Source organism: Lutibacter sp., from assembly GCF_016342705.1.
Classification (GTDB): Bacteria; Bacteroidota; Bacteroidia; order Flavobacteriales; family Flavobacteriaceae; genus Lutibacter.
In genome coordinates this window covers 398,717-423,406 of record NZ_JAEINV010000001.1, presented here as the reverse complement: position 1 = coordinate 423,406, position 24,690 = coordinate 398,717, and the positions used below count along the sequence as shown (strand labels likewise).

Below are 24,690 nucleotides of genomic sequence, written 5' to 3'. Positions count from 1 at the left end.
CATTTACTGAATAATCCTTTTTGTAGATTTATTAACGCCATTATACATTCTTCTATACTCATCATTTTCACGCTTATCTTCTATTTTTACAGGAACTTCTGTATCAATTTCAAGAGAATTTTGTACATCTTCAGTTTTATAAATAGTATTAATTTTAGAATTTAAAGCGGCATATAATTCTAAAATTCTTCCTACCTCCTCTTTAACCTCTTCCTTTTTAATTGATGAAATTTCAGTCATATCAGCCAATCTCAATGTTTCATTATGTAACACATTAAACCTCGCTATTACACTTAACTCATTCAATTTTTCAATACGAATTGTATCTTTCATTAACTTCACTAAATCTGCCAATTCTTGCGCATATGATAGCGCCTCCATACTACTAACATTGTAAAATTTAAGCATAAACTCATCAACATTTTCATATTCTTTCCATTTAGATAAATCTTCATTAGCTCTTGGAACTAATGTTTCGCCTAATTGATTTGTAATTCTATCATTAACAACAACAGAATCTTTAGAATCTGCTACTTCTTGCACTGCTGAAGTTCTATTACAAGAAAAATTCAACAATAAAATGAATAATAAAAAGGGATATAAATACTTCATTATAAAATTAATTGACTTCAAAAGTACTAATAAATAAAATGTTTTATAAAAAAACATATCATTTTCGCAAAAAACAATATTTTAAAATTTGAAAATTTAATTTCTGTATCTTTGATAGATAAATTAAGTTGATTTTTTTAATGAGCAAAACCATATTAGTAATTGGTGCCTGTGGACAAATTGGTACAGAATTAACCTTAAAATTACGCGAAATAAACGGAGCCAGTAATGTTATAGCCTCCGATATTAGAGAAGGTGATAAAGAATTAATGCAATCCGGACCTTTTGAGTTTATTAATGCAATAGATTATGATTCTGTTTTAGGAATTATAACTAAATACAACATTAATGAAGTTTACTTAATGGCTGCAATGCTTTCCGCAACGGGTGAAAAATTCCCAGCAAAAGCTTGGGAGTTAAATATGAATTCGCTTTTTAATGTGTTAAATATTGCCAAAGAAGGCAACATTAAAAAAGTATTCTGGCCAAGCTCAATTGCTGTTTTTGGACCAACAACACCAAAAGAAAACACTCCACAAGAAACAGTTATGGAACCCTCAACTGTATATGGAATAAGCAAACAAGCTGGAGAACGATGGTGTGAGTATTATTTCAATAAATTTGGTGTAGATGTTAGAAGCATTCGCTACCCAGGTATTATAAGTTGGAAAACAAATCCTGGAGGTGGAACTACAGATTATGCTGTAGAAATTTACCATGAAGCACTTTTAAAAGGGGCTTATACTTCTTTTTTAAACAAAGAAACTAAATTACCAATGATGTATATGGATGATGCCATAGATGCAACCATTCAAATTATGAATACCAAACCAGAAAACATTAAAATAAGATCTTCCTATAATTTAGCTGCAATTAGTTTTACTCCTGAAGAAATTGCAGAAGAAATAAAGAAAGAAATTCCAGATTTTAAAATTTCATTCAAATCAGATTTCAGACAAAACATAGCAGATAGTTGGCCAAAAAGCATTGATGATTCAAGAGCAAGAGAAGATTGGGGTTGGCAACATCATTTTGACTTAAAAAAGATGAGTAAAAATATGCTTCATAGCTTAAAAATAAAATATAACCTTTCATAAATAAAGAACCTCGATTAATATTGAGGTTTTTTATTTTATTATTAGTTTCAAACCACCAAAATTAAGAATATAAATGTTAAAAAATAGTTCAAAAAGCCAAGATGAAATCACTAAAACGTTTTAGTAGTTTTAGGGCAAATATGACATCTATCATATTTTTAACTTTTACTATGCTCTAATTTTGTTATCTAAACTAGAAAAGGTAAAAAACTTCACTTCTCCTTTAGAAAAAAGTAAAAAATAACACTAAATTTTATATAATTATGAATATTTCACATATAGAGCACATTGGAATAGCTGTAAACAACTTAGAAGAATCAATAAAATATTATGAAGAGGTTTTAGGAATGAAATGCTACTCAATAGAAGAGGTTGTTGATCAGAAAGTGAAAACAGCCTTTTTTTTGGTAGGTACCACAAAAATTGAATTATTAGAAAGCACTTCTCCAGATGGACCAATTGGTAAATTTATTGAGAAAAAAGGACAAGGAATCCACCATATTGCTTTTGCCGTTGATAATGCCACAGAAGCACTAAAACTGGCCGAAGAAAGAGGTGTTGCACTAGTAGATAAAGTTTCTAGAAAAGGAGCTGAAGGTTTAAATATTGGGTTTTTACACCCAAAATCAACACACGGAGTGTTAACTGAACTTTGTTCAAAAAAATAATAAATCAAGAAAATTTATAAAAAAATGGCAAATCAAGATAAAATCAATGAATTAATTCAAAAAAGAGCCGAAGCAAAATTAGGTGGAGGAGAAAAAAGAATTGATTCGCAACACGCAAAAGGGAAACTTACTGCTCGTGAAAGAATTGACATTCTTTTAGATGATAATAGTTTTGAAGAATTTGACATGTTTGTAACACATAGAACTAAGTCATTTGGTTTAGATAAACAAATTTATCTTTCCGATGGTGTTGTTACCGGTCATGGAACTATTGATGGAAGAATTGTGTACGTTTTCTCGCAAGATTTTACTGTATTTGGAGGTTCATTGTCTGAAACATATGCCTTAAAAATATGTAAGGTTATGGATATGGCAATGAAAATTGGAGTTCCTGTTATTGGATTAAATGATAGCGGTGGAGCTCGTATTCAAGAAGGTGTTAGATCTTTAGCTGGTTATGCCGAAATTTTCCAAAGAAACATTATGGCTTCTGGAGTAATTCCTCAAATTTCCTCAATTTTAGGACCTTGTGCCGGGGGAGCCGTTTATTCTCCAGCATTAACTGATTTTACTATAATGACAGACCAAACAAGTTATATGTTTGTTACAGGCCCAAAAGTGGTACAAACTGTTACTGGTGAAGTTGTTACAACAGAACAATTAGGAGGTGCTCAAATTCATTCAACAAAATCTGGAGTTTCACATTTCCTTGCTGAAAATGATGAAGAAAACTTATTATTAATCAGAAAATTAATGAGTTACCTACCTTCAAATAATTTAGAAGAGCCACCATCAATTGTTTGTGATGATCCAATTGATAGATTAGATGATATTTTAAATGAAATGATTCCTGAAAACGCAAATCAACCATATGATATTGTTGATGTGATTTCAGTACTTGTAGATAATGGTGAATTTACAGAAGTTCACAGAAATTATGCACGTAATATTTGTGTTGGTTTTGCTCGTTTTAATGGACGTTCAGTTGGTATTGTTGCCAACCAACCAAAATACTACGCAGGTGTTTTAGATATTGAGGCTTCAAGAAAAGCTGCAAGGTTTGTTCGTTTTTGCGATGCCTTTAATATTCCTATTGTAACTCTTGTGGACGTTCCAGGTTTCTTACCAGGTACTGGTCAAGAATATGGAGGTATTATTCTTCATGGAGCAAAATTACTTTTTGCTTATGGTGAAGCAACTGTCCCTAAAGTTACTATTACTTTGCGCAAATCTTATGGTGGAGCACATGATGTAATGAGTTGTAAACAATTACGTGGAGATTTAAACTACGCTTGGCCAACAGCTGAAATTGCAGTAATGGGAGCTAAAGGAGCTGTAGAAGTATTAGAAGGTTCTAACATTCGTAAAATTGAGGATGCTGAGGAAAAACAAGAATACATCGACAAAAAAGAAGATGAGTACAACGATAAATTTGCCAACCCTTATGTTGCTGCAAAATATGGTTTTATTGATGATGTAATTGAGCCAAGAAATACTCGTTTTAGAATTATTAGAGGGTTAGAGTTATTAGCAAATAAAAAAGAAGTTAACCCACCTAAAAAACACTCAAATATTCCACTATAATGTTATACATGAAATTATACATCGACCAAATAAGTGAAGGTTACGTAATCTTAATTACTGGTTTATTAATTGTATTTGGTGCCTTATTATTGCTAACCGCTTTTTTTAAATTTGGATTACCAGTATTGCTATACATCTATAAAATTATTACCAAAGGGAGAGATAAAAAGATTAAAGATATTTCACCCAATGTTAATGAACAATTTACAGGTGAAATAGCGGCTGCAATATCAACAGCAATACATTTGTATTTAAAAGAACAACACGATGAAGAAAATGCTGTACTTACAATAAAGCAAGCTAGAAAATTATATTCGCCTTGGAGTTCAAAAATATACGGAACGCATAATAACCTTAGATAAATTAATGATTATTAGCATGTAAGGATAAAACCTTTAACTATAAACAAAAATAAAAAATGAAAAATTTCAAATTTAGAATATACGATAACAATTACAATGTTAAAATTGTTTCTCACGAAGATAATATTATTGATCTGGAAGTAAACGGAACTGCATATTCTGTTAAACTAAAAGAAGAAGTTAAGGTTTCCAAAACTCCTACTTTAGTTAGATCTGCATCAAAAAGACCTGCAGAATTACTAAAAGTTAATCCAAGCTCATCAAACACAAAAATTGTGGCTCCAATTCCGGGTACGGTATTATCCATTGATGTTAATATTGGTGATGAAGTTAAAATTGGCGATAGACTTCTAGTTTTAGAGGCCATGAAAATGGAAAACAATATAGCTTCAGAAAAAGCAGGAAAAGTTACAGCTATTCAAGTAAAAATTGGTCAACAAGTTTTACAAAATGAAGTAATGATTGAACTAGCATAGGAACTTTAAGAGTTATAGCGTAATTAATAAGCTATAACACATAAAAAGAAAAAACATGAAAAAACTATTTATAATATTTTCTGTATTATCCTTATTGGTATTTATTAGACCAGCACTTGGGATAAATACTAATTCAAATGCACAAAGCACATTACCTGTTTCTACTGTAGAACAAGTTGAAGAAAGTTCTTCAGAAAGTTTTATACAAGAAGCGTTTGATGGAATTAAACAATTTTATTCATATACAGGATTTGCAAATGCTGCAGGTGGTAATTTAATTATGATTTTAATTGGAATTGTATTTATTTACCTTGGAATTAAATTTGATTATGAACCCCTTTTATTAATTCCAATTGGAACAGGTGTTATTCTTGGTAATATTCCATTTGTAGCTGGCAATCAAACTGGTATTTATGAAACAGGATCAGTTTTAAATTACCTATATTTTGGTGTTGTAAAAGGAATTTACCCTCCATTAATTTTCTTAGGAATTGGAGCAATGACAGATTTCTCATCGTTAATTGCAAATCCAAAATTAATGTTATTAGGTGCTGCAGCACAAATTGGTGTATTTGCAACATTTTTAGGTGCTTTATATTTAGGATTTAATCTTCCTGAAGCTGGTGCAATTGGTATTATTGGTGGTGCAGATGGACCAACAGCAATTTTCCTTTCATCAAAATTGGCAAATGGTATTAATATTTTACCTGATGGCACTACAGTAAAAAACTTAATTGGACCAATTGCCATTGCTGCATATTCATATATGGCATTAGTACCGGTAATTCAGCCTCCAATTATGAAGTTACTAACATCAAAAAAAGAGCGATTAATTAGAATGAAACCACCTAGAGCGGTTTCTCAAAAGGAAAAAATGATTTTCCCTATTGTTGCTTTATTGTTAACTACTTTTATTTCACCAAGTGCATTGCCTTTATTAGGAATGTTATTTTTTGGTAACTTATTAAAAGAATCTGGAAGAACTGAAAGATTAGCTGATACAGCACGTACCAAATTAATAGATATTGTAACCATTCTTTTAGGAGTTACCGTTGGTGCTTCAACACAAGCAGATATCTTTATTACAAAAGATTCTATGTTAATTTTTGGATTAGGTGCAATTTCATTTGTTATTGCAACTATGGGAGGTTTACTATTTGCCAAATTTATGAACTTGTTCTTAAAAAGTGATGAAAAAATAAACCCGTTAATTGGTGCCGCTGGTGTTTCCGCAGTACCAGATAGTGCAAGAGTTGTACATGCTGAAGGATTAAAAGCCGATAAAAACAATTACTTACTAATGCATGCTATGGCACCAAATGTTGCAGGAGTTATTGGCTCTGCAATTGCCGCTGGTATCATTTTAAGTTTCTTAGGATAAATATTAAAAAATAGAATTAAAATTAAAAAAATGAAAATACCGAATATGATGACAGCCCAAGACGCTGTAAAATTGATTAAATCAGGAGATCGTGTTTTGATTCAAGGTGGTTCTGCCACTCCTCAAACTTTAATTAAAGCCATGGTTGCACGTGGTCCTGAATTAAAAGGAGTAGAAATTTGTCATTTACACACTGAAGGTGAATGTGGTTATGTAGCACCTGAATTAAGAGAAAGTTTCCATACTAGTGCATTTTTTATTGGAGGAAATGTTAGAAAAATGGTTGGAGAAACTGTAGATTATATTCCAATTTTCTTAAGTGATATTCCAAGTTTATTCCGTCTAGGGCATATGCCTTTAGATGTGGTATTGGTAAACGTTTCACCTCCAGATGAACACGGATTTTGTTCATTAGGTGTTTCTGTTGATATTGTACTTGCAGGTGTTGAACAAGGTAAAACTGTTATTGCACAAATAAACCCACGTATGCCACGTACTTTTGGTGATGCACAAGTTCATTTTAGAAATTTCACCGCATGTGTTGAAGTTGTTGAAGAAATTCATGAAATGAAATTTGTAACTCCTTCAGAAGAAGAAAAAGCAATTGGTAAAAACATTGCTGCCATTATTGAAGATGGAGCAACATTGCAAATGGGAATTGGAGGTATTCCAAATGCTGTACTAACTTTTTTAACAAACCATAAAAATTTAGGAATACATACTGAAATGTTTTCTGAAGGCTTAGTAGATTTAGTTGAAAAAGGTGTAGTAAACGGCTCACAAAAGAAAACAAATCCTTACAAAATTGTATCGGGATTTGCAATGGGAACAAGAAGATTATACGATTTCATGGATAACAATCCTGAAATAGAGATGAGAGATATTGCGTATGTAAACGACACAGCAGTTATTCGTCAAAACCCTAAAGTAACAGCAATTAATTCAGCTATCGAAATTGACCTTACTGGTCAGGTTTGTGCAGATTCTATCGGACCAAGAATGTTCTCAGGTGTTGGAGGTCAAATGGACTTTATGCGTGGAGCAGCATTATCTGTTGGAGGAAAACCAATTATTGCTATTACCTCTGCAACTCAAAAAGGAGTTTCCAAAATTGTACCTATGTTAAAACAAGGTGCTGGTGTGGTAACAACTCGTGCACATGCAAGATTTGTGGCTACAGAATATGGTGTTGCAGAATTATTTGGTAAAAACTTAAAACAACGTGCACAATCATTAAGAAATATTGCACATCCAAACCATCAAGAAGACCTTGATAAAGCAATTTTCGAAAGATTTGGAAGCAGCTTAATGGTTAAATAATTTTATTTAAATTGCTGATCTTTTTAAAAAAGATTAGCAATTTATTATATCTCAATTAATATAAAATATTATGAACGATAAAAACAAATCACTTTTTTCAGAATTCAGTCCTGTTTCAAAACAAGATTGGATGGAAAGAGTAACCGCAGATTTAAAAGGTGCAGATTACAACAAAACCTTAGTTTGGAAAAACTTGAGTCAAATTAATATTGAACCTTTTTACACCGCAGAAGACACCATTAACTGTCTTAAAAATACTGGTGAAAATTCTCAATCATTAGTAAATTACAGAAGCATTGTTGTTACAACAGCTGAAAATGGAAATAAATTAGCTGCAAAAGCTATTGAAGAAGGTATAAACGGAATCATTTTTGAATTAAAAGAAAATGTATCTGCCGCTACCCTTTTAAACGGATTAGATTTAAATGAAATAACTGTTTCTTTTAAATTAACATCTAATGCAGTTGCTTTTACAACAGATTTAGTTGCTTTTGCAAAAGGTAAAAACTTAAGAGGTTTTATAAATACAGGTATCATTTCTAACTATGTAACTACAGGTTCATTTGATGCTAGCCAAGTTGAAATTACTGCAGAATTAGTAAAATTAACTGCCAATTTCTCTAATTTTAAAGCCATCACAATTTCCGGAACTGAATATTTAGATTCAGGTGCAAACCAAGTTCAAGAAGTTGCATACACGTTAAATTCTTTGGTTTTTTTAGTTGAAAAATTAACAGAAAAAGGTATTACAGCTCAAGATATTTTCAACAATTTAAACGTTCAACTAGCAATAGGTTTAGAATATTTTGTTGAAATTGGTAAATTTAGAGCTTTCAATAACTTATTAACTGAAGTAGCTGCTAAATATGGTGTTGTAGATTTTTCAAACACAATTACTGCTAAAACTTCAATTTGGAGCAAATCAGTAACTGATGCTGAAACTAATTTATTACGTTGTACAACAGAAGCAATGTCTGCAATATTAGGAAATGTAGATGGTGTTTTAATTGATGCTTACGATAAAGAATTTAAAAACCCATCAGATTTTTCAAGCAGAATTGCAGGAAACATCACAACTATTTTAAGAGAAGAATCTTACTTTGGTAAAGTTTCAAATCCAGTTGATGGATCTTATTATATAGAAGAAGTTTCCGTAAAAATAGCTGAAAAAGCATTAGAACTTTTTAAAGCTATTGAAGCTGAAGGAGGTTTTTATACCGCCTTTCAAAACGAAACAATTCAACAACAAATTGCTGAAATTCGTTTACAAAAATTAAAATTAATAAGTCAACGTAGAACTCCAATGGTTGGTATTAACAAATACCCTAACCTCATGGAAAAGCTAGATTCTAGCATACTTTCAGCAGGAGAAATTGCAAACCCAAAAGTATTAACACCTAGAAGAGCTTCTTTAGAAATTGAAGCTATTAGAAAAACTACTGAAGAGTTTGTTACCGCAACAAAAAAACGTCCAATAGTAGAATTATCTAGTTATGGAAACTTAACTATGCGTAAAGCAAGAGCTGCTTTTGCTTACGATTTTATTGGAGTTAGTGGATACAATGTATTACAAGAAAAAAGCTTTGAAAGCGCTGAAAAAGCTGCTGAATTAAGCGCGAAATCAGATTCTAATGTAGTTGTAATGTGTAGTTCTGATGAAGATTACAATGAAACTGCACTTGCATTTGTAAAAACATTTAGAGCTTTAAATAGCACAAAAGTTTTATTAATTGCAGGAGCTCCAACTAATATGGATGAATTAACTGCAGCTGGATTAGATGGATGCGTAAACTTGAGATCTGATGTTATTACAACAATTTCAAGCATTCAAAGTAAAGTTCAAAAAACAATTAAATCTTAAGAAGTATGAAACCAGATTTTTCAGATATAAAAATAAATTCAGCCGTTAAACAAACTGCTGCAACTTCAGAGAATCAAGACGTTTGGAATACTCCTGAAGGAATATCCGTAAAAAAACATTTTACAAAAGAAGATATTTCAGAAGCAGAACATTTAGGTTATGCAGCTGGTGTTCCGCCTTTTTTAAGAGGCCCTTATAGTGCAATGTACGCTATGCGTCCTTGGACAATTAGACAATATGCAGGTTTTTCAACTGCTGAAGAATCAAATGCATTTTACAGAAGAAACCTTGCTGCTGGTCAAAAAGGATTATCTGTTGCTTTTGATTTAGCTACACACCGTGGATACGATTCTGATCATCCACGAGTAACTGGTGATGTTGGTAAAGCTGGTGTTGCCATAGATTCTATTTTAGATATGGAAATTTTGTTTGATCAAATTCCATTAGATAAAATGTCTGTTTCTATGACAATGAATGGTGCTGTACTACCTATTATGGCTTTTTATATTGCTGCTGCAAGAAAACAAGGTGTTTCTTTAGATAAACTTTCCGGAACTATTCAGAATGATATTTTAAAAGAATTTATGGTGCGTAACACCTATATTTATCCACCATTACCTTCCATGAAAATTATTGGTGATATTTTTGATTACACCACTAAAAATATGCCTAAGTTTAACTCTATTTCAATTAGTGGTTACCATATGCAAGAAGCGGGTGCAACTGCAGATATTGAGTTGGCTTACACTCTAGCCGATGGTATGGAATACATTAGAACTGGATTAGCTTCTGGTTTAAAAATTGATGAATTCGCACCTCGTTTATCTTTCTTCTGGGCGGTAGGAATGAATCACTTTATGGAAATTGCAAAAATGCGTGCTGCACGTATGCTTTGGGCAAAAATTATAAAATCTTTCAATCCAACAAATCCAAAATCTATGGCTTTGCGTACGCATAGTCAAACATCAGGATGGAGTTTAAGTGAACAAGATCCTTTTAACAACGTAGCTCGTACTTGTATTGAAGCAATGGCTGCTACTTTAGGAGGAACACAATCTTTACACACAAATGCTTTAGATGAAGCAATTGCTTTACCAACAGATTTCTCTGCTCGTATTGCTCGTAATACACAAATATTTATTCAAGATGAAACCCAAATGACCAAATCTGTTGATCCTTGGGCTGGTTCTTATTATGTTGAATATTTAACACAAGAAATTGCTAAAAAAGCTTGGAAATTAATTGAAGAAGTTGAAGAATTAGGTGGAATGGCAAAAGCTATTGAAACTGGAGTTCCAAAATTACGTATTGAAGAAGCTTCTGCTCGTAAACAAGCTCGTTTAGATTCTTGTCAAGATATTTTAGTAGGTGTTAACAAGTTTAAAACAACTGAAAAATCTAATATAGAAATTTTAGAAGTTGATAATACTGTTGTTAGAGATTCTCAAATTGAACGTTTGAAAAAATTAAGAGCAAATAGAGATCAAGCTGTTGTAGATGCAACTATTGCTGCATTATCTAAATGTGCTGAAACTGGTACAGGAAATTTATTAGCTTTAGCTGTTGAAGCTGCTGAAAATTTTGCTACTTTAGGTGAAATATCTGATGCTTTAGAAGTTCATTTTGGAAGACATAAAGCTGATACTAAATTAATAAGTGGTGTGTACGGAAAAGAAGTAAATAACGATGATACTTTTGCAAGAGCTCAAAAATTAGCAGATAAATTTGCTGAAATTGAAGGTAGAAGACCAAGAGTAATGATTGCAAAAATGGGTCAAGATGGGCACGATAGAGGTGCTAAAGTAGTAGCTTCTAGTTTTGCTGATTTAGGTTTTGATGTAGATATGGGATCATTATTCCAAACTCCTGAAGAAGTTGCAAAACAAGCAATTGAAAATGATGTGCATTTTGTTGGAGCATCTAGTTTAGCTGCTGGTCATAAAACATTAATTCCTCAATTAATTGGTGAATTAGAAAAATTAGGAAGACCAGATATTATGGTATTTGCAGGTGGAGTTATTCCAGCGCAAGATTATGATTATTTATTAGAAAGAAAAGTAGCTGCCATTTTTGGTCCTGGTACTGTTATTTCTGAATCGGCCATTAAAATAATGGAACTATATTTAGAACAAGATTAAGTTTTAAATAAACAATTAAGGCTGCTTAAAAAGTAAAAAATCGTCAACCTGAACTTAGTTTAGGTTCACATAATAATTCAAAATCAAAATGATGAGATTTTGAAATTATTTCAGAATGACGAATAAAATACTTTTTAAGCAGTTTTTTATTTTTACATAAATTAAAATTTAGAATACAATTTCTTAGCACCTGAACTTAACCTATGGATTTTTCAAAAGTAAAATTAGTAGTTACCGATATGGATGGCACGTTACTGAACTCAAAAAGTGAAGTAAGTGATCGTTTTTTCTCTATTTACAAAGAATTGAAAAAGCTAAACATACAATTTATAGCTGCAAGCGGGCGACAATATTATAGCATTGTAGATAGATTTGAAGAAATTAGAGATGAAATAACAATTGTTGCTGAAAATGGGGCATTTGCAAAGCACGGAGATGAAGAATTGTTTTCTTGTGAAATTCCTTTTAAATCCATTTCAAAAACAATTAATATATTACGAAAACTAGACAATGTTTACATTGTTTTATGTGGCAAAAGTGCCGCTTATATAGAAACTAAAGATGAGGATTTTATTAAAATATTTAAAAATTATTATTCTGAATATAGCATAGTAAATGACTTAACTAAAATAACAGAAGATACATATTTTAAAATTGCCGCTTATCATTTTAATTGTTCAGAAACTCATATATATCCTGCAGTAAAACACTTAGAAAATGAATTACAAGTAATAGTTTCCGGCGAACATTGGTTAGATATTTCACATAGTGATGCAAATAAAGGTTTCGCAATTAGTTCTCTGCAACAAAAATTAGGTATTACTAAAGAAGAAACTATGGTTTTTGGTGATTATAACAACGATTTAAAAATGCTAGCTTTGGCCGATTATAGTTATGCTATGGAAAATGCACATCCAAATGTTAAAAGAATTTCAACATATGAAACCAAAAGCAATAACAATTTTGGTGTTGAAATTGTACTTGAACAATTGATAAAATCAAGAAATATAAAATAATTTGTTTTTCCTATAATGGAATGAACCTAATGAGATTCTGTAGTGAACGATTTTTTAAATTCTTGAATCATAATTTCAGCAGCTTTTACAGGAGAAATTTCAGAAGCAATTATTTCTTTTTCCAAAGCTTTTAAATGACTTTTAATATTTTTTGACCCATAAAACAACCGTTTTAATTCTTCATTAATATTGTTGTACATCCAATCTATTTGTTGGTGATTTCTATTTTTTAAGAAATAGCCATTTTCATCAACCAATTTTTGAAATTTTTCAATTTCATCCCAAACATTAGAAATTCCAATATTTTTTATAGCTGATGCTGTACTCACAACAGGACTCCAACCGGACTCAGATTGTGGAAAAATATGTAAGGCATTTTGGTATTGTAAACGCGCCATTTCACTCATTCTAACATTATTACCATCGGCTTTATTTATAACTACCATATCGGCCATTTCCATAATGCCTTTTTTAATCCCTTGCAATTCATCACCAGCGCCAGAAAGCATTAACAATAAAAAGAAATCTGTCATTCCGTGAACGGCAGTTTCGCTTTGCCCTACTCCAACGGTTTCAATTAAAACAACATCGTAACCATTTGCTTCACATAAAAGCATGGTTTCCCCTGTTTTGTTGGCAACACCACCTAAAGTATCTCCAGAAGCTGAAGGTCGAATGTAAGCTTCTTGCATATTAGCCAAATCTTCCATTCGGGTTTTATCACCTAAAATACTTCCTTTTGAACGTTGGCTGCTTGGATCAATAGATAAAATAGCAACTTTTTTTCCTTGGGTAATTAAATATTTTCCAAAAGCTTCAATAAAAGTACTTTTACCAACGCCTGGAACACCCGTAATACCAATTCTAATAGATTTTCCTGAATATGGAAGAATAGATTGTACGATTTCCTTCGCCAGCACTTTATCGCTGTCTAAATTGCTTTCTATAATAGTAATTGCTCTAGACAACAATACTCTGTCACCTTTTAAAATACCATCAATATATTGCTTTGCGGCGAGCCTTCCTTTTGGTTTGTAGTTCTTCATAAATTTTAGGGTCTATCAGCTAAAATAAAATAGCTTTTGATATGAATTTTGACGAATAACAAAGATACGCATATTCATAAAAACAAGTAATTATTTCATGAATTTATTCAGGTAAAATTCTTAGCTGATTTATTTTCTATCTCCCAAAATTCTCAATAAAAAAAGGAATAAATTTATGAAATCTAAGTATAAAGTTAAAGCACCTAGAATGGCACTTTTTTCCATGCTTTCTTCATTTTCAAAACCATTAATAGCTATTCTTTTTAATTTTTGAGTATCATAAGCAGTTAGTCCAATAAATATAGCCACTCCTAAATAAGAAATAATCCATGACATCATTTCACTATTCATAAACATGTTAACAACAGAAGCGATTATAATACCTATTAATGCCATAAATGCCAAACTCCCTATTTTTGTTAAATCACTTTTAGTGTAATAGCCATACAAACTCATAGCTCCAAATGTTCCTGCAGTAATAATAAATGTTGTAGAAATAGACGCTGAAGTATAGGCCATAAAAATAACCGCCATTGTTAAACCATTTAAAATGGTATAATTTAAAAATAGCAATGTGGCTTTATATGAACTAAGTTTGTTAATTCTAGCTGAAATATATCCTACTAAGGCTAATTCTCCAATAATTAATCCAAAAAACAATATTCTATTTCCAAAAATTGCCTGAATCATCGTTTCTGATTGAGCAGTAAAATATGCAACAGCACCCGTTAGCAACAACGCAACAGCCATCCAGTTATACACTTTTGTTAAATAAACTGAAATAGTTTGACTTATGTCTAATTGCTTTTGGCTAAAATTTGGGTCTGGTAAATTATTTTCCATAGTACGTTCATTTAATTTTCAACAAAAATAGTACTCTAATTTAGAGTGAAGAAATAATTTTAAAAATCTTTATTCTTTAATTTTAAATTCATTCGAACTACAGGAATTAACACCCATAAAATTAAAATTGACATAGAAAGCATCATTCCTAAATTGGTTCCAAAAAATTTTCTAAACACAGCTCCAGTATATCCTAAAAGTGCAGAAATATCTAATTTTAATAAAATAAGAATTCTAGACAAATCAATTGGATTAAACATTGTTGCAATTAATGAAAACTTATCTAACGGATATTCATCAAACATTACTAGAGAAATTAGAAAAACACCATCGTAAATTACCGCTAAAAACAACCACATTAAAATTGCATACCCAAAGCCTTTAATTTTATTTTCTGTTGAAAGTGCTATGTTATATGAAAGAGCTACAAAAATAAAGTTTAAAAAAGAGCCAACAACTAACAACAATCCGAAGTTAAAAATTGCTGTTGATTTAAACAAACCATATAACATAAATGGAATTCCTAAACCCAACACTAAACTTAGCGTTAATGAAATAGAAATACCCAAAAATTGGCCCATAAAAATCTTTTTTCTATTGATGGGTTGCGCCAATAACAATTCCGTAAATTCTCTTGAATTGTAATAGTACATAACACCAAAAATAGTTCCAATAAGTGGAGTTAACACAATTATAATATTCATTAATGTAATTACGGCTTTGTTTACATCATTATTTAAAAATAGTAATACAAAACCCAATAATAAATAGAATAAAAAATACACATAACTCCAACGGCTACGCATTAAATCGTAAAAACTATATTTTAATATTTTAAGCATATTGTTTGGCTATTAAATTAGCTATAGCGTGTTCTAAATTGTCATTATTTGTTTGTTTTTTCAACGCATCTACACTTCCTTTAAAGTAAATTTTACCATCTAAAATAAACACAATTTCATCGGCCATTTCATCAACAAAACTCATAATATGTGTAGTAATTAAAATAGTTTTTCCTTTTGCTTTTTCTCTCAGAATTAATTCTTTTAAATGAATTAAAGCAATTGGATCTAGCCCATTTGTTGGTTCATCTAAAATTATTAAGTTACTATCAAACATAAAGGTGAGTACAATATTTACCTTTTGTTTTGTACCTCCAGAAAGATTTCCTAATTTTTTTTGAAGTGAATCTGTTAATCCAAAAAGCTTGATTAAGTCTTGTTCATAAGATTGTTTAGGTCTTAAATTTTTAACCATTTCAATTAGTTCAACAACTGTAAGGTTTGGTGGGAAATTAGCAATTTGCGGTAAATAATTTAAGTCGTTTCTATAATCCCATTTACGCAAAACACTTTTACCTTTATAAGCAATAGATCCTTCATTTGGAATAACCATTCCCAATAAACATTTAATTAAAGTAGTTTTCCCTGAACCATTTGGCCCTAAAATAGCGAAAATTCCACCTTCTTTTATATTTAAATCAAGACCATTGAGAACAACTAGTTTCCCAAATTTTTTATGTAAATTTTTAAAATCTATCATTTATTTTATTCATTATAGGTTTTTTATCCATCAAATCATCAGGTGTAAAAACAGGCGAAACTTTCTCTGAAAAATTGATGATATCAACAAATAAACTTCTTAATAAAACCAAAGCTTCTGGAGTTCTATTTACTATATAAGAAAACAATTTAACAGGCCTATAAGGTATATCTCCCACACCGTCCTTATCCAAATCGTACCCGGTATATTCGCTCCAGTGATTATTTTCAAATTTATTGTCGTTCACTTTTGTATTGTATGCCAAATCCAAAGAGTTATGCATAAAATCATTTTTTTCAAAAACATTAGTATAACAAGCACCTGCAATTTTAATTGCCCAACCGTTTCGCAAAAAAGTATTGTTTTTATAATTTATGCGTGTGCAACCTTCACCCTTTATTCCAATTGTATTTTCCTGAAAAAGATTATCGTAAATCTGAGTATCATAAATTTCTTTTAACAACAATCCATAAGATGCAGATCCCCAATTGTTTAAGAATTTATTTTGATACATAGTAATGAATTTTGAAAACATTACAGCAACACCTGCTCCATTATTTTTAAATTCATTGTTATAATAAGTGTCATTGTTTGAAAACATAAAATGAAGACCGTATCTTACATTGTGATGGCTCCTATTGTTATGAATCTTACTTTCTGTAACAAATTCAAAATAAATGCCATCACGCATTCCAAAAACCTCATTACTATCCACTATCATATTGGAACTGTGCCAAATATGAATTCCGTTTCCAGAATTTGCTTCATCTTTAGCCGTACTTGAAAGTTTGTTGCCAATAATTTTTCCGTAATGTGATTTTTCTATTAATATTCCGAAAAATATTTGATTTAGCTCAATATTTTCTATGATGAAATTTTTGCATTTTACAACTTTTACAGCTGCAAAATCTTTGGTATAACTTACACCTACATTAATAATTTTAATATTTTTCAACACAAAATTATCTGATGTAATATGCAAAACACCACTGATAAAACCACCATCAATTATTGTTCCTTTTTCACCAGAAATTGTAACTGCTTTATTTACTTCAATATCATTTTCTTTATATATGCCTTTTTTTATAAAAATTTCATCACCATCCTCAGCCAATTCCATAGCCTTTTTAATTGTTAAAATTTCACAATTTTTACAAACCTCAATTCTTTTTGCATAAAGAAAGGTAACACTGAAAAGTAAAAGAAATAAGGTGACTTTTTTCATTTTATTTATCTGAAAGTCTTTGTTTAAGTTGCTGCCAAGTATAAATCTCTCCAGAATATTTTTGCTGTAATTCTTCCGCTTTTTCTATGGAAGAAACTCCAGAAAGGTTTGCGCCCATCGGACTTTTTATGGCTGTACTTATTAAATAGGACGCCGTTTTAGCATCTATCATTTCTCCAGGATTGGCATAATTTGAAACCAGTAAAATTGCTAAATCTTCTTCATTTTTTTCAACTAAATCATTTACCATACATTCTATGGCATCAAATTTAAACTGTTTTCCTTTTTTAGTTACGTATTGTGTAGCGTGTGTTTTATCAACAATATTCATTACACAAAAACTACATTGATCTTTTCCATAATCAATAGCTTCTGGTTCAACTTTACACGAAATTGTAAGCAATAAAATACCTAAACCAATAATTGGTTTGTAGAAATTAGTTCTCATTATTTTCGATTTTTTTAGATTATAAATATACATTAAAACGAATATAGATTGTTTTTTATATTCGTTTTAACATATAAATTAATAAACGTTATTTAGAATTCACCTCTTTCTTCCCAACAAAAAAGGCTGTAAAAGTTAAAAACATTCCCACAAACATGAAATAAGCACCCAACCTTGGGTAGGAATGTGCTTTAAAGTTTAAAATATCTTTAGATCCGAACAAAGGTGGTTGGAATCCCATAACTGAACCATCTGGGTTTTTAAAATTCATAATTGCTTTAGGACTTAAATTATGACCATAATCATATTCCCATAAATAGAAATCATACATTCCTGCAATTCCTAATATACACATTACAATAAACCAAACTAAAAATAATTTATGATTTCCAAAAAATCCAATTATAACACCAAGTACTGTCATAATTCCAATTGCCCAAGGGAATATTTTAAATTCAGGAATAGTTTCTGGTATGTATTGCATACCTACATAGTGGTTCATTAAATTGATGTTTTTTATATCAAATTCATGAGTATCAACAAATTTAGTAATATGAATATCCATACCTAAAGGAATTGGATATTGAGGTGCCTCTAAAGTAATATTCCAAAGTGGAAACACAAACAGTCCTAATAATAACAGAGAACCTATTATCATTAATATTTTAGATTTTTTCATTGTTTTTTTGTTTTAAGTTTTAATAAAAAATCTGCTGAAAGTTTTTTTAAAACTTTTTTTAGAACAAGTAACTCTTAAAATTATTTTGTTATTGGAAACGGGCAAGTTTAAATTTCTTGCCCGTTTTTTTTCCTTTAAAAATCAATCAAAAAAGAATATTATTCTGCACCTATTGCGTCACCATCAAGTGTGTAAGTTACAGGAACATTTGATCCTTTTGGAGAAACTCTCACATAACCTTGCATTTCTTGGTGTAATGCTGAACAGAAATCTGTACAATAGAATGGCCAAACTCCAACTTGTTTTGGTTCCCAAACAAATGTTTCAGTTTGTCCTGGCATAATTAACAATTCTGAAGTTTGCGCTCCAATCATTGCAATTCCATGAGGAACATCATAGTCTTGCTCTAAATTAGTTACGTGGAAATATACTTTATCCCCAACTTGAACACCTTCAATATTATCAGGAGAAAAGTGAGAGCGAATCATTGTCATATAAATATGTACTTCATTTCCTGTTCTAACAACTTTACTTTCAGCTTCAGTTTTGACTACATATTTATGTTTATTTTCTTCTAATTTATATATTTTTTTAGAACGTTCTTTTATTAATTCCGCTGGAATACCTGCTGCATAATGTGGTTCTCCAATTGTTGGGAAATCTAATAATAATTCCATTTTTTCACCTGTAATATCATATAACTGAGCCGATTGCGTTACTTCTGGACCAGTAGGAATATATCGGTCTTTAGTAATTTTGTTCATTGCTAACACGTACTTCCCAAAAGGTTTTCTTGAATTTCCTCCAGGAATCATTAAGTGACCAACAGAATAATATGTTGGCTTTCTATCAATAACTTCCCAAGTTCCTAATTTCCATTTTACAACTTCTGAAGAAATAAAGAATGTTGTATATGCATATCCTTTTCCATCAAACTCAGTATGTAATGGGCCTAAACCTGGTTGTTTCACAACTCCTCCTAAAATATCTTCATATTTTAAAATTGGAATACCATAAGCTTCACCATCAAACTTTTTACCTTCAATAGCTGCTAACATTTTTGTAAATGAATGTGCTGTTAATTCTGCCGCTAATTTTCCATTTCCAATAATATATTCACCAGTTGGATCAACATCACAACCGTGAGGAGATTTTGGTGTTGGCAAGAAATAAATTGCTCCAGGTACATCTGAAGGATTTACAATTAAAATTTCTTTTTTCATTGTTGAAGTTGCACTATGTGTTTCATCACTATACACATTGTGAGCATAGTTTGTTGGGGCTTTTGTACCACCACCATTATTCACATATTCTTCAATTTTTTTCCAGTTAATTGCTGCAATAAAATCTTTATCGTTTTGAGATGCATTTACTTCTAACAACGAGTTAGCTTCTTCAGTATTATAGGTTGTAAAGAAGAACCATCCGTGAGATTTTCCTCTTCCTGGATGTGATAAATCATAATTAAATCCTGGCATCATAATTTGAAACTTAATATCCATTGTTCCATCTTTTGGATCAACAGAAATAAAAGTTAAAGCTCCTTTAAAATTCCCCTTATACTCTTTAATTGGCATATCTCTTTGTGGATAAGGCACAGAAAAACGAGTACCAGCAACAACATATTCTGTATTTTCAGTTACGAAAGATGAACTGTGGTTACCTGCTGAATTCGGGATTTCAATAATCTCGGTAGTTTCAAAAGTTGTTAAATCAATTTTTGCAATTCGCGGTGTATTATTTCCGTTAATAAATACCCAACGACCATCTAATTCACCTGCTGTTTGCGAAATGTCTGGATGGTGAGAATCATCCCAAGGAATAAATCCGTGAGAAGTGTTTAGCATTGGTTTTGTTTCTTCATTAAATCCATACGCTTTTTCAGCATCTACTGAAAAAACTGGAATTACTTTAAATAAACGACCAGAAGGTAATCCGTAAACAGCTAACTGCCCACTAAATCCACCAGAAACAAATGCATAAAATTCATCGTGTTCACCTGGAGCAACATATACTTTTTCTGCAGCAGAGCCTGATAAAGCTCCTTGCTTACCTTTGTCGCCCCCGTTACCACAACTACTTAGTATTGTAGATACTATTGTTAATGCTAATAAAGATTTAAAAATTGTTTTCATACTATTATTTGTTTGTTTGTTGTTTTCTTTTTTACTTATGAAGGTTTATTCTGCAACCTTTAAAGTTCTGAAGTATTCTAATACGAACCTTGCTTCTTGCTCAGTTAAACTTTGATTTGCCATTGGAGATAAATATTCTGCCAATAATTGTTTTGCAATTGGATTTTCAGCAACCATTACTTCAGGATTTAAAATCATATTCATAATCCATTCAGGAGTACGTCTTTCTGTTACACCTGCTAAAGCAGGCCCAACAAAACGTTTATCTTCTTTATGACATGCTGAACACTTTGCTTTAAACAATTCATGACCTTGATCTGCCATTGCTTGATCAATTTCTCCTAAAGTTATACTTTTAACTGGTCCAATTCCTTTATCTTTCATTGGGTCAACTTCAACTGCTTCTTTAACTTCCTCTTGTGGTTGCGCAGATTTATCATCCTTTTTTCCATCACTTCCACAGCTTGCAACTAATGCCACCATACCAGCTAATACAAATACTTTTAATTTCATGTTACTCTTATTATTTAATTTTTGATTTATTTAATTATTCTGTCGGAAGTAATAAATTATCAATTACATGTATCCAACCATTACTTACTTGAACAGTTTTTAATATTTTTGTTCCACCTACATAAATACCATCTTCTTTCTCTTCAACTACTAAATAATTGCCAGAAGCCATATACAATTTTCTTCCTTTTTTTGCTTCTTTAGATAATTGAGTGTCAGGATAATTTGCTGGTGCAACGTGATTTTTTAAAATCATTGCTAATTTCGATTTATTTTCAGGCTTTAATAAATCTTCCACTGTTCCTGCTGGTAATTTATCAAATGCAGCATTTACTGGTGCAAAAACTGTTAATGGCCCTGTATTAACTAGCGCATCTTCTACACCTGCTGCTTTAACTGCAACAACCAATGTTTTAAAATCATCTAAAGATTGTGCAACTTGTAATACGTTTGCTGCTGAAACTGTATCTTTTACAGCCGATTGTCCAAGTCCTGTTTTAACAACTTCTGTTGCTGTAGTTTCACTTGTTTGTTTTTTTTCTCCCCCATTGCAAGAAACAATGAAAAGTGCTGATACTGCTAAAAGCGCAAAGGTTAAATTGATTTTTTTCATAAAATATATTATTAACGTTAATGATAATTCAACAAATGTAAGATTCTAAAATCACAACAAATATGATAAAAATCATAATTTAAAGAATAAAAGATGTTTTTATCTTTTTATTGGTAATTCAAGTAACATAACTACACTGAAAATACTGTAAATTTGCCCAACTAAATTAACTATCTACATTAAATTGTAAGCTTTAAATGAAAAGTCGACAAATTATTGAGTTAAAAATAATAAAAAAATATGAATAACGCACTAATAGAGAGCAGTTTATTAAAAGGATTAACCTACAAACAATATAGAGATACAATTAAAAATTTACTACAACAGGGTTTATCAACTGGTGAGGAACAATCGGAAGCTTTGTTAGATTATAGCTTGTTAAACGATAAACGTATGGATAGGCTAGATAAAACTTTAAAGATTTCTGAAGAAACTTTAAATTCATTAAAACAACTTCATAAAAAATTTACTTTTTTGGTTATTGCTGAAGGTTGGTGTGGTGATGCCGCTCAAATTGTACCTATTTTAAATTTAATTGCTGAGAATTCAGATCTAATTGATTTAAAAATTGTGCTACGTGATGAAAATGAAGAATTAATGAATCAATTTTTAACAAATGGAAGCAAATCAATTCCAAAAACAATAATTATTGATGAAAATAATAACGTTATTAACACTTGGGGGCCAAGACCATTAATTGCTACTAAAATGGTACAAGATTATAAAGCAAAAAATGGTGTAATTGATGCCGAGTTTAAAAAGGATTTACAAATTTGGTACAATAAGGATAAAGGAAACAGCACTCAGAACGATCTATTGAAACTATTAAAGGCTTCATAAGGTTAACCTACTGTTATTTTCAATATCTTTACCCAAAATTATAATTAATGATCGTAGGTTTTAGTACTATTCCAGAGGAATCAAAAATTTGGGTTTTCCCTTCTAATAGAAAATTTTATCCACAAGAAACTGAAGAGATAACTACCAAATTAGAAACTTTTTTATCAAGTTGGAAATCCGATAGAAATGAAATTGAATGCTCTTATTTAATTAAGCACGATAGATTTATTCTTGTTACCGCAAATGACACAGAAAACTCTGTTAGCCTTGAAGCGCACGATGCTTTAACCTCATTTATTATAGAGCTAGAGAAAAAATTTGAAATTGTATTATTAGATAAAATAAATGTTTGTTATAAGCAAGGAGAATTTGTGCAATACAAAGATATTATTGAGTTTAAAAAAATGATAAAATCCAAAGGTGTTTCTGAAAAAACTATTGTTTTTAATAATATGATAACTATTAAGGAGGAGTTACGTTATAACTGGGAAATTAATATTATGGAGAGCTGGCTAGGAAGATTGGTAAAAAAGTAGTTTAGCTTAAATGTTTTTCAATATACTCTAAAGGTTCTAACCCATTTTCAACGTTAAATTCACCTATTTTGGTTCTTCTTAATTTTGATAAATAAGCACCAGAATTTAACGCTTTGCCATAATCAAAAGCTAATGAACGAATATATGTTCCTTTGCTACAAACAACTCTGAATTCAACTTTTGGCAATTCAATTTTAGTGAGCTCAAATTCTGAAATAGTGATTTTTCTAGAAGGAATTTCGATGGATTTTCCTTCGCGAGCCATATCATATAATCTAACTCCATCTCTTTTTAATGCTGAAAACATAGGTGGTTTTTGATCTATTTCACCAATAAACTGCTGAACTGTTTTATGAACTATAGCATCCGTAATATGCTCCGTTTTAAAGGTTTCATTTACTTCGGTTTCCATATCATAACTTGGCGTAGTTGCTCCTAAAGTTATTTCACCTGTATATTCTTTAATTTGCCCTTGATATTCATCAATTTTTTTTGTGAAATTTCCAGTGCAAATAATTAACAAACCGCTTGCTAAAGGATCTAAAGTACCAGCATGTCCAACTTTTATTTTCTTTAAATTGAACTTTTGACGAATATGCCAACGTACTTTATTAACTACCTGAAAGGAAGTCCATTCCAAAGGTTTATCTATTAATAAAACTAGTCCATTTTTAAAATCTTCAACAGTTAACATTAAATAATAGATAATGGATAAATAAAATAATGAATAAATAATAAAGTAACTCCTAAAACAATTCTATAATATCCAAATACCTTAAAACCTTTTTTACTTAAGTAATCAATAAAGGATTTAATAGCTATTAAAGCCACAATAAAGGCTATAATATTTCCGATAATTAAATAGTTAATTTGCGCATCATTTAACACTAAACCTGCACCAAAATAATCGTGTAATTTTTTACCTGTAGCACCAAACATAGTTGGCACTGCTAAAAAAAATGAAAACTCAGCAGCCGTTTTTCTATTTAATTTTTGAGACATTCCTCCAACTATTGTCGCTCCACTTCTTGAAGTTCCAGGAATCATGGCCAAACATTGAAAAAAGCCAATTTTAAGAGCCGTCACATAACTTATATTTGAATGTGCCGTTGGATTTTTAATATCAATTTCTTCGTTAGATTTAAACCAATCATCAACTTTTAGCAATAAAATTCCTCCCAAAATTAATGAAGTTGCAACTACTAATGGACTCTCTAATAACTTATCAATTACATCATTCAACAATAAACCCAAAACTACAGCAGGAATAAATGCAACCAATAACTTAATATAAAAATCTAAACTTTGAAAAAAGCGTTTCCAATACAACACTAAAACCGCTAAAATAGCACCTAACTGAATAACAATAGTAAATAGTTTGGTAAAATCATCGTTTGCAATTTTCATAAAAGAGGATGCAATAATTAAATGTCCTGTTGAAGAAACAGGTAAATATTCTGTAAACCCTTCAATAATAGCTAAAATAATTGCTTCAATATAATTCATGCTTACTTTTTAGACTTCGCCATAATGGCATAAATTTCAATTGCTAAACCAATTAAAACTAGTGTTGGTGCTAAACGGATTCTTCTAAAATTATATATTTCTTCATTAAAAACATTGGGGTCATCACTTCCGCCTCCTGCCATTAAAATAAAACCTACTGCTATAACTACTATACCAATTAGCATTATTATATAATTCCTTTTTCCAAACAAAAACTCGTTTTGGTTATTTTGATTCTTTTCTTTCATT

The 24,690-nt window shown here is 30.7% G+C and carries 26 protein-coding genes; 12 read left to right on the top strand and 14 right to left on the bottom strand.

Annotated elements, in window-relative coordinates:
* Positions 1-3 precede the first annotated feature (3 nt).
* Positions 4-612: a hypothetical protein gene (locus JEY78_RS01660; protein WP_291846242.1), complete on the bottom strand. Its 609-nt coding sequence runs from the start codon at positions 610-612 to the stop codon at positions 4-6.
* Between the two features lie 140 nt (positions 613-752).
* Here JEY78_RS01660 and JEY78_RS01655 point away from each other — a divergent pair, with 140 nt between their 5' ends.
* From JEY78_RS01655 to JEY78_RS01610, 10 genes are all read left to right on the top strand, one after another.
* The gene (locus JEY78_RS01655) at positions 753-1,709 is read left to right on the top strand and encodes an NAD-dependent epimerase/dehydratase family protein (RefSeq protein WP_291846240.1); all 957 of its coding nucleotides are present in this window, start codon (positions 753-755) and stop codon (positions 1,707-1,709) included.
* A 263-nt stretch (positions 1,710-1,972) separates the two neighbouring features.
* The gene (mce, locus tag JEY78_RS01650; protein WP_291846239.1) at positions 1,973-2,377 is read left to right on the top strand and encodes a methylmalonyl-CoA epimerase; all 405 of its coding nucleotides are present in this window, start codon (positions 1,973-1,975) and stop codon (positions 2,375-2,377) included.
* A gap of 24 nt (positions 2,378-2,401) precedes the next feature.
* Positions 2,402-3,961, top strand: coding sequence for an acyl-CoA carboxylase subunit beta (locus JEY78_RS01645; protein WP_291846238.1), 1,560 nt, complete (start codon positions 2,402-2,404; stop codon positions 3,959-3,961).
* A gap of 8 nt (positions 3,962-3,969) precedes the next feature.
* Positions 3,970-4,323, top strand: a complete 354-nt coding sequence (locus JEY78_RS01640; RefSeq protein WP_291846236.1) for an OadG family protein — start codon at positions 3,970-3,972, stop codon at positions 4,321-4,323.
* 56 nt (positions 4,324-4,379) lie between these two features.
* Positions 4,380-4,799 (top strand): biotin/lipoyl-containing protein, encoded by a 420-nt coding sequence (locus JEY78_RS01635; RefSeq protein ID WP_291846234.1) that lies wholly within the window; start codon positions 4,380-4,382, stop codon positions 4,797-4,799.
* 55 nt (positions 4,800-4,854) lie between these two features.
* Positions 4,855-6,180, top strand: a complete 1,326-nt coding sequence (locus tag JEY78_RS01630; protein WP_291846231.1) for a sodium ion-translocating decarboxylase subunit beta — start codon at positions 4,855-4,857, stop codon at positions 6,178-6,180.
* A 30-nt stretch (positions 6,181-6,210) separates the two neighbouring features.
* Positions 6,211-7,500, top strand: a complete 1,290-nt coding sequence (locus JEY78_RS01625; protein ID WP_291846230.1) for an acetyl-CoA hydrolase/transferase C-terminal domain-containing protein — start codon at positions 6,211-6,213, stop codon at positions 7,498-7,500.
* 70 nt (positions 7,501-7,570) lie between these two features.
* On the top strand, positions 7,571-9,361 hold the full coding sequence (locus JEY78_RS01620; RefSeq protein ID WP_291846229.1) for a methylmalonyl-CoA mutase family protein: 1,791 nt from the start codon (positions 7,571-7,573) through the stop codon (positions 9,359-9,361).
* 5 nt (positions 9,362-9,366) lie between these two features.
* Positions 9,367-11,499, top strand: a complete 2,133-nt coding sequence (scpA, locus tag JEY78_RS01615) for a methylmalonyl-CoA mutase (RefSeq protein WP_291846228.1) — start codon at positions 9,367-9,369, stop codon at positions 11,497-11,499.
* A 203-nt stretch (positions 11,500-11,702) separates the two neighbouring features.
* The gene (locus JEY78_RS01610; RefSeq protein ID WP_291846226.1) at positions 11,703-12,515 is read left to right on the top strand and encodes an HAD family hydrolase; all 813 of its coding nucleotides are present in this window, start codon (positions 11,703-11,705) and stop codon (positions 12,513-12,515) included.
* A 26-nt stretch (positions 12,516-12,541) separates the two neighbouring features.
* Here JEY78_RS01610 and meaB read toward each other — a convergent pair whose 3' ends face one another.
* The 10 genes from meaB to JEY78_RS01560 all read right to left on the bottom strand — a co-directional run bounded on the left by meaB (position 12,542) and on the right by JEY78_RS01560 (position 21,559).
* Positions 12,542-13,561 (bottom strand): methylmalonyl Co-A mutase-associated GTPase MeaB, encoded by a 1,020-nt coding sequence (gene meaB, locus JEY78_RS01605; protein ID WP_291846225.1) that lies wholly within the window; start codon positions 13,559-13,561, stop codon positions 12,542-12,544.
* 129 nt (positions 13,562-13,690) lie between these two features.
* On the bottom strand, positions 13,691-14,404 hold the full coding sequence (locus tag JEY78_RS01600; RefSeq protein ID WP_291846224.1) for a Bax inhibitor-1/YccA family protein: 714 nt from the start codon (positions 14,402-14,404) through the stop codon (positions 13,691-13,693).
* A 59-nt stretch (positions 14,405-14,463) separates the two neighbouring features.
* Entirely contained in the window at positions 14,464-15,246 is a 783-nt protein-coding gene (locus tag JEY78_RS01595; RefSeq protein WP_291846223.1) for an ABC transporter permease, read from the bottom strand.
* A complete protein-coding gene (locus JEY78_RS01590) occupies positions 15,239-15,946 on the bottom strand; it encodes an ABC transporter ATP-binding protein (RefSeq protein WP_291846222.1) in 708 nt (235 codons plus the stop codon). Before JEY78_RS01590 ends, JEY78_RS01595 begins: the two co-directional genes overlap by 8 nt.
* A complete protein-coding gene (gene nosD / locus JEY78_RS01585) occupies positions 15,933-17,171 on the bottom strand; it encodes a nitrous oxide reductase family maturation protein NosD (RefSeq protein ID WP_291846221.1) in 1,239 nt (412 codons plus the stop codon). Before nosD ends, JEY78_RS01590 begins: the two co-directional genes overlap by 14 nt.
* A gap of 1 nt (position 17,172) precedes the next feature.
* Complete coding sequence (locus JEY78_RS01580) at positions 17,173-17,619, bottom strand: nitrous oxide reductase accessory protein NosL (protein WP_291846220.1); 447 nt, start codon at positions 17,617-17,619, stop codon at positions 17,173-17,175.
* 88 nt (positions 17,620-17,707) lie between these two features.
* Complete coding sequence (locus JEY78_RS01575; RefSeq protein WP_291846218.1) at positions 17,708-18,298, bottom strand: hypothetical protein; 591 nt, start codon at positions 18,296-18,298, stop codon at positions 17,708-17,710.
* Positions 18,299-18,456: 158 nt separating this feature from the next.
* On the bottom strand, positions 18,457-20,433 hold the full coding sequence (gene nosZ / locus JEY78_RS01570; protein WP_291846217.1) for a Sec-dependent nitrous-oxide reductase: 1,977 nt from the start codon (positions 20,431-20,433) through the stop codon (positions 18,457-18,459).
* Between the two features lie 45 nt (positions 20,434-20,478).
* Positions 20,479-20,946, bottom strand: coding sequence for a c-type cytochrome (locus JEY78_RS01565; protein WP_291846216.1), 468 nt, complete (start codon positions 20,944-20,946; stop codon positions 20,479-20,481).
* A gap of 34 nt (positions 20,947-20,980) precedes the next feature.
* Positions 20,981-21,559: a fasciclin domain-containing protein gene (locus JEY78_RS01560; protein WP_291846215.1), complete on the bottom strand. Its 579-nt coding sequence runs from the start codon at positions 21,557-21,559 to the stop codon at positions 20,981-20,983.
* A 240-nt stretch (positions 21,560-21,799) separates the two neighbouring features.
* On the opposite strand from JEY78_RS01560, the gene JEY78_RS01555 reads away from it, so the two are divergent.
* Complete coding sequence (locus JEY78_RS01555) at positions 21,800-22,399, top strand: thioredoxin family protein (RefSeq protein ID WP_291846213.1); 600 nt, start codon at positions 21,800-21,802, stop codon at positions 22,397-22,399.
* Positions 22,400-22,446: 47 nt separating this feature from the next.
* Positions 22,447-22,935 carry an ABC transporter ATPase gene (locus JEY78_RS01550; protein ID WP_291846212.1) on the top strand — a complete coding sequence of 163 codons (489 nt, stop codon included), beginning with the start codon at positions 22,447-22,449 and terminating at the stop codon, positions 22,933-22,935.
* A 1-nt stretch (position 22,936) separates the two neighbouring features.
* On the opposite strand, the gene truB is transcribed toward JEY78_RS01550, so the two are convergent.
* Genes truB through JEY78_RS01535 form a run of 3 tightly spaced genes read right to left on the bottom strand, consistent with a single transcriptional unit; the run spans position 22,937 to position 24,689 of the window.
* Positions 22,937-23,629: a tRNA pseudouridine(55) synthase TruB gene (truB, locus tag JEY78_RS01545; protein ID WP_291846211.1), complete on the bottom strand. Its 693-nt coding sequence runs from the start codon at positions 23,627-23,629 to the stop codon at positions 22,937-22,939.
* Complete coding sequence (locus JEY78_RS01540) at positions 23,629-24,441, bottom strand: undecaprenyl-diphosphate phosphatase (protein ID WP_291846210.1); 813 nt, start codon at positions 24,439-24,441, stop codon at positions 23,629-23,631. The genes truB and JEY78_RS01540 overlap by 1 nt, the downstream gene beginning before the upstream one ends.
* 2 nt (positions 24,442-24,443) lie before the next feature.
* Positions 24,444-24,689, bottom strand: a complete 246-nt coding sequence (locus tag JEY78_RS01535; protein ID WP_291846209.1) for a DUF3098 domain-containing protein — start codon at positions 24,687-24,689, stop codon at positions 24,444-24,446.
* Position 24,690: the final 1 nt, after the last annotated feature.

Coding starts and splice junctions, on each gene's coding strand:
- JEY78_RS01660 (WP_291846242.1), bottom strand. CDS start 612: ATGAAGTATTTATATCCCTTTTTATTATTCATTTTATTGTTGAATTTT.
- JEY78_RS01655 (WP_291846240.1), top strand. CDS start 753: ATGAGCAAAACCATATTAGTAATTGGTGCCTGTGGACAAATTGGTACA.
- mce (WP_291846239.1), top strand. CDS start 1,973: ATGAATATTTCACATATAGAGCACATTGGAATAGCTGTAAACAACTTA.
- JEY78_RS01645 (WP_291846238.1), top strand. CDS start 2,402: ATGGCAAATCAAGATAAAATCAATGAATTAATTCAAAAAAGAGCCGAA.
- JEY78_RS01640 (WP_291846236.1), top strand. CDS start 3,970: ATGAAATTATACATCGACCAAATAAGTGAAGGTTACGTAATCTTAATT.
- JEY78_RS01635 (WP_291846234.1), top strand. CDS start 4,380: ATGAAAAATTTCAAATTTAGAATATACGATAACAATTACAATGTTAAA.
- JEY78_RS01630 (WP_291846231.1), top strand. CDS start 4,855: ATGAAAAAACTATTTATAATATTTTCTGTATTATCCTTATTGGTATTT.
- JEY78_RS01625 (WP_291846230.1), top strand. CDS start 6,211: ATGAAAATACCGAATATGATGACAGCCCAAGACGCTGTAAAATTGATT.
- JEY78_RS01620 (WP_291846229.1), top strand. CDS start 7,571: ATGAACGATAAAAACAAATCACTTTTTTCAGAATTCAGTCCTGTTTCA.
- scpA (WP_291846228.1), top strand. CDS start 9,367: ATGAAACCAGATTTTTCAGATATAAAAATAAATTCAGCCGTTAAACAA.
- JEY78_RS01610 (WP_291846226.1), top strand. CDS start 11,703: ATGGATTTTTCAAAAGTAAAATTAGTAGTTACCGATATGGATGGCACG.
- meaB (WP_291846225.1), bottom strand. CDS start 13,561: ATGAAGAACTACAAACCAAAAGGAAGGCTCGCCGCAAAGCAATATATT.
- JEY78_RS01600 (WP_291846224.1), bottom strand. CDS start 14,404: ATGGAAAATAATTTACCAGACCCAAATTTTAGCCAAAAGCAATTAGAC.
- JEY78_RS01595 (WP_291846223.1), bottom strand. CDS start 15,246: ATGCTTAAAATATTAAAATATAGTTTTTACGATTTAATGCGTAGCCGT.
- JEY78_RS01590 (WP_291846222.1), bottom strand. CDS start 15,946: ATGATAGATTTTAAAAATTTACATAAAAAATTTGGGAAACTAGTTGTT.
- nosD (WP_291846221.1), bottom strand. CDS start 17,171: ATGAAAAAAGTCACCTTATTTCTTTTACTTTTCAGTGTTACCTTTCTT.
- JEY78_RS01580 (WP_291846220.1), bottom strand. CDS start 17,619: ATGAGAACTAATTTCTACAAACCAATTATTGGTTTAGGTATTTTATTG.
- JEY78_RS01575 (WP_291846218.1), bottom strand. CDS start 18,298: ATGAAAAAATCTAAAATATTAATGATAATAGGTTCTCTGTTATTATTA.
- nosZ (WP_291846217.1), bottom strand. CDS start 20,433: ATGAAAACAATTTTTAAATCTTTATTAGCATTAACAATAGTATCTACA.
- JEY78_RS01565 (WP_291846216.1), bottom strand. CDS start 20,946: ATGAAATTAAAAGTATTTGTATTAGCTGGTATGGTGGCATTAGTTGCA.
- JEY78_RS01560 (WP_291846215.1), bottom strand. CDS start 21,559: ATGAAAAAAATCAATTTAACCTTTGCGCTTTTAGCAGTATCAGCACTT.
- JEY78_RS01555 (WP_291846213.1), top strand. CDS start 21,800: ATGAATAACGCACTAATAGAGAGCAGTTTATTAAAAGGATTAACCTAC.
- JEY78_RS01550 (WP_291846212.1), top strand. CDS start 22,447: ATGATCGTAGGTTTTAGTACTATTCCAGAGGAATCAAAAATTTGGGTT.
- truB (WP_291846211.1), bottom strand. CDS start 23,629: ATGTTAACTGTTGAAGATTTTAAAAATGGACTAGTTTTATTAATAGAT.
- JEY78_RS01540 (WP_291846210.1), bottom strand. CDS start 24,441: ATGAATTATATTGAAGCAATTATTTTAGCTATTATTGAAGGGTTTACA.
- JEY78_RS01535 (WP_291846209.1), bottom strand. CDS start 24,689: ATGAAAGAAAAGAATCAAAATAACCAAAACGAGTTTTTGTTTGGAAAA.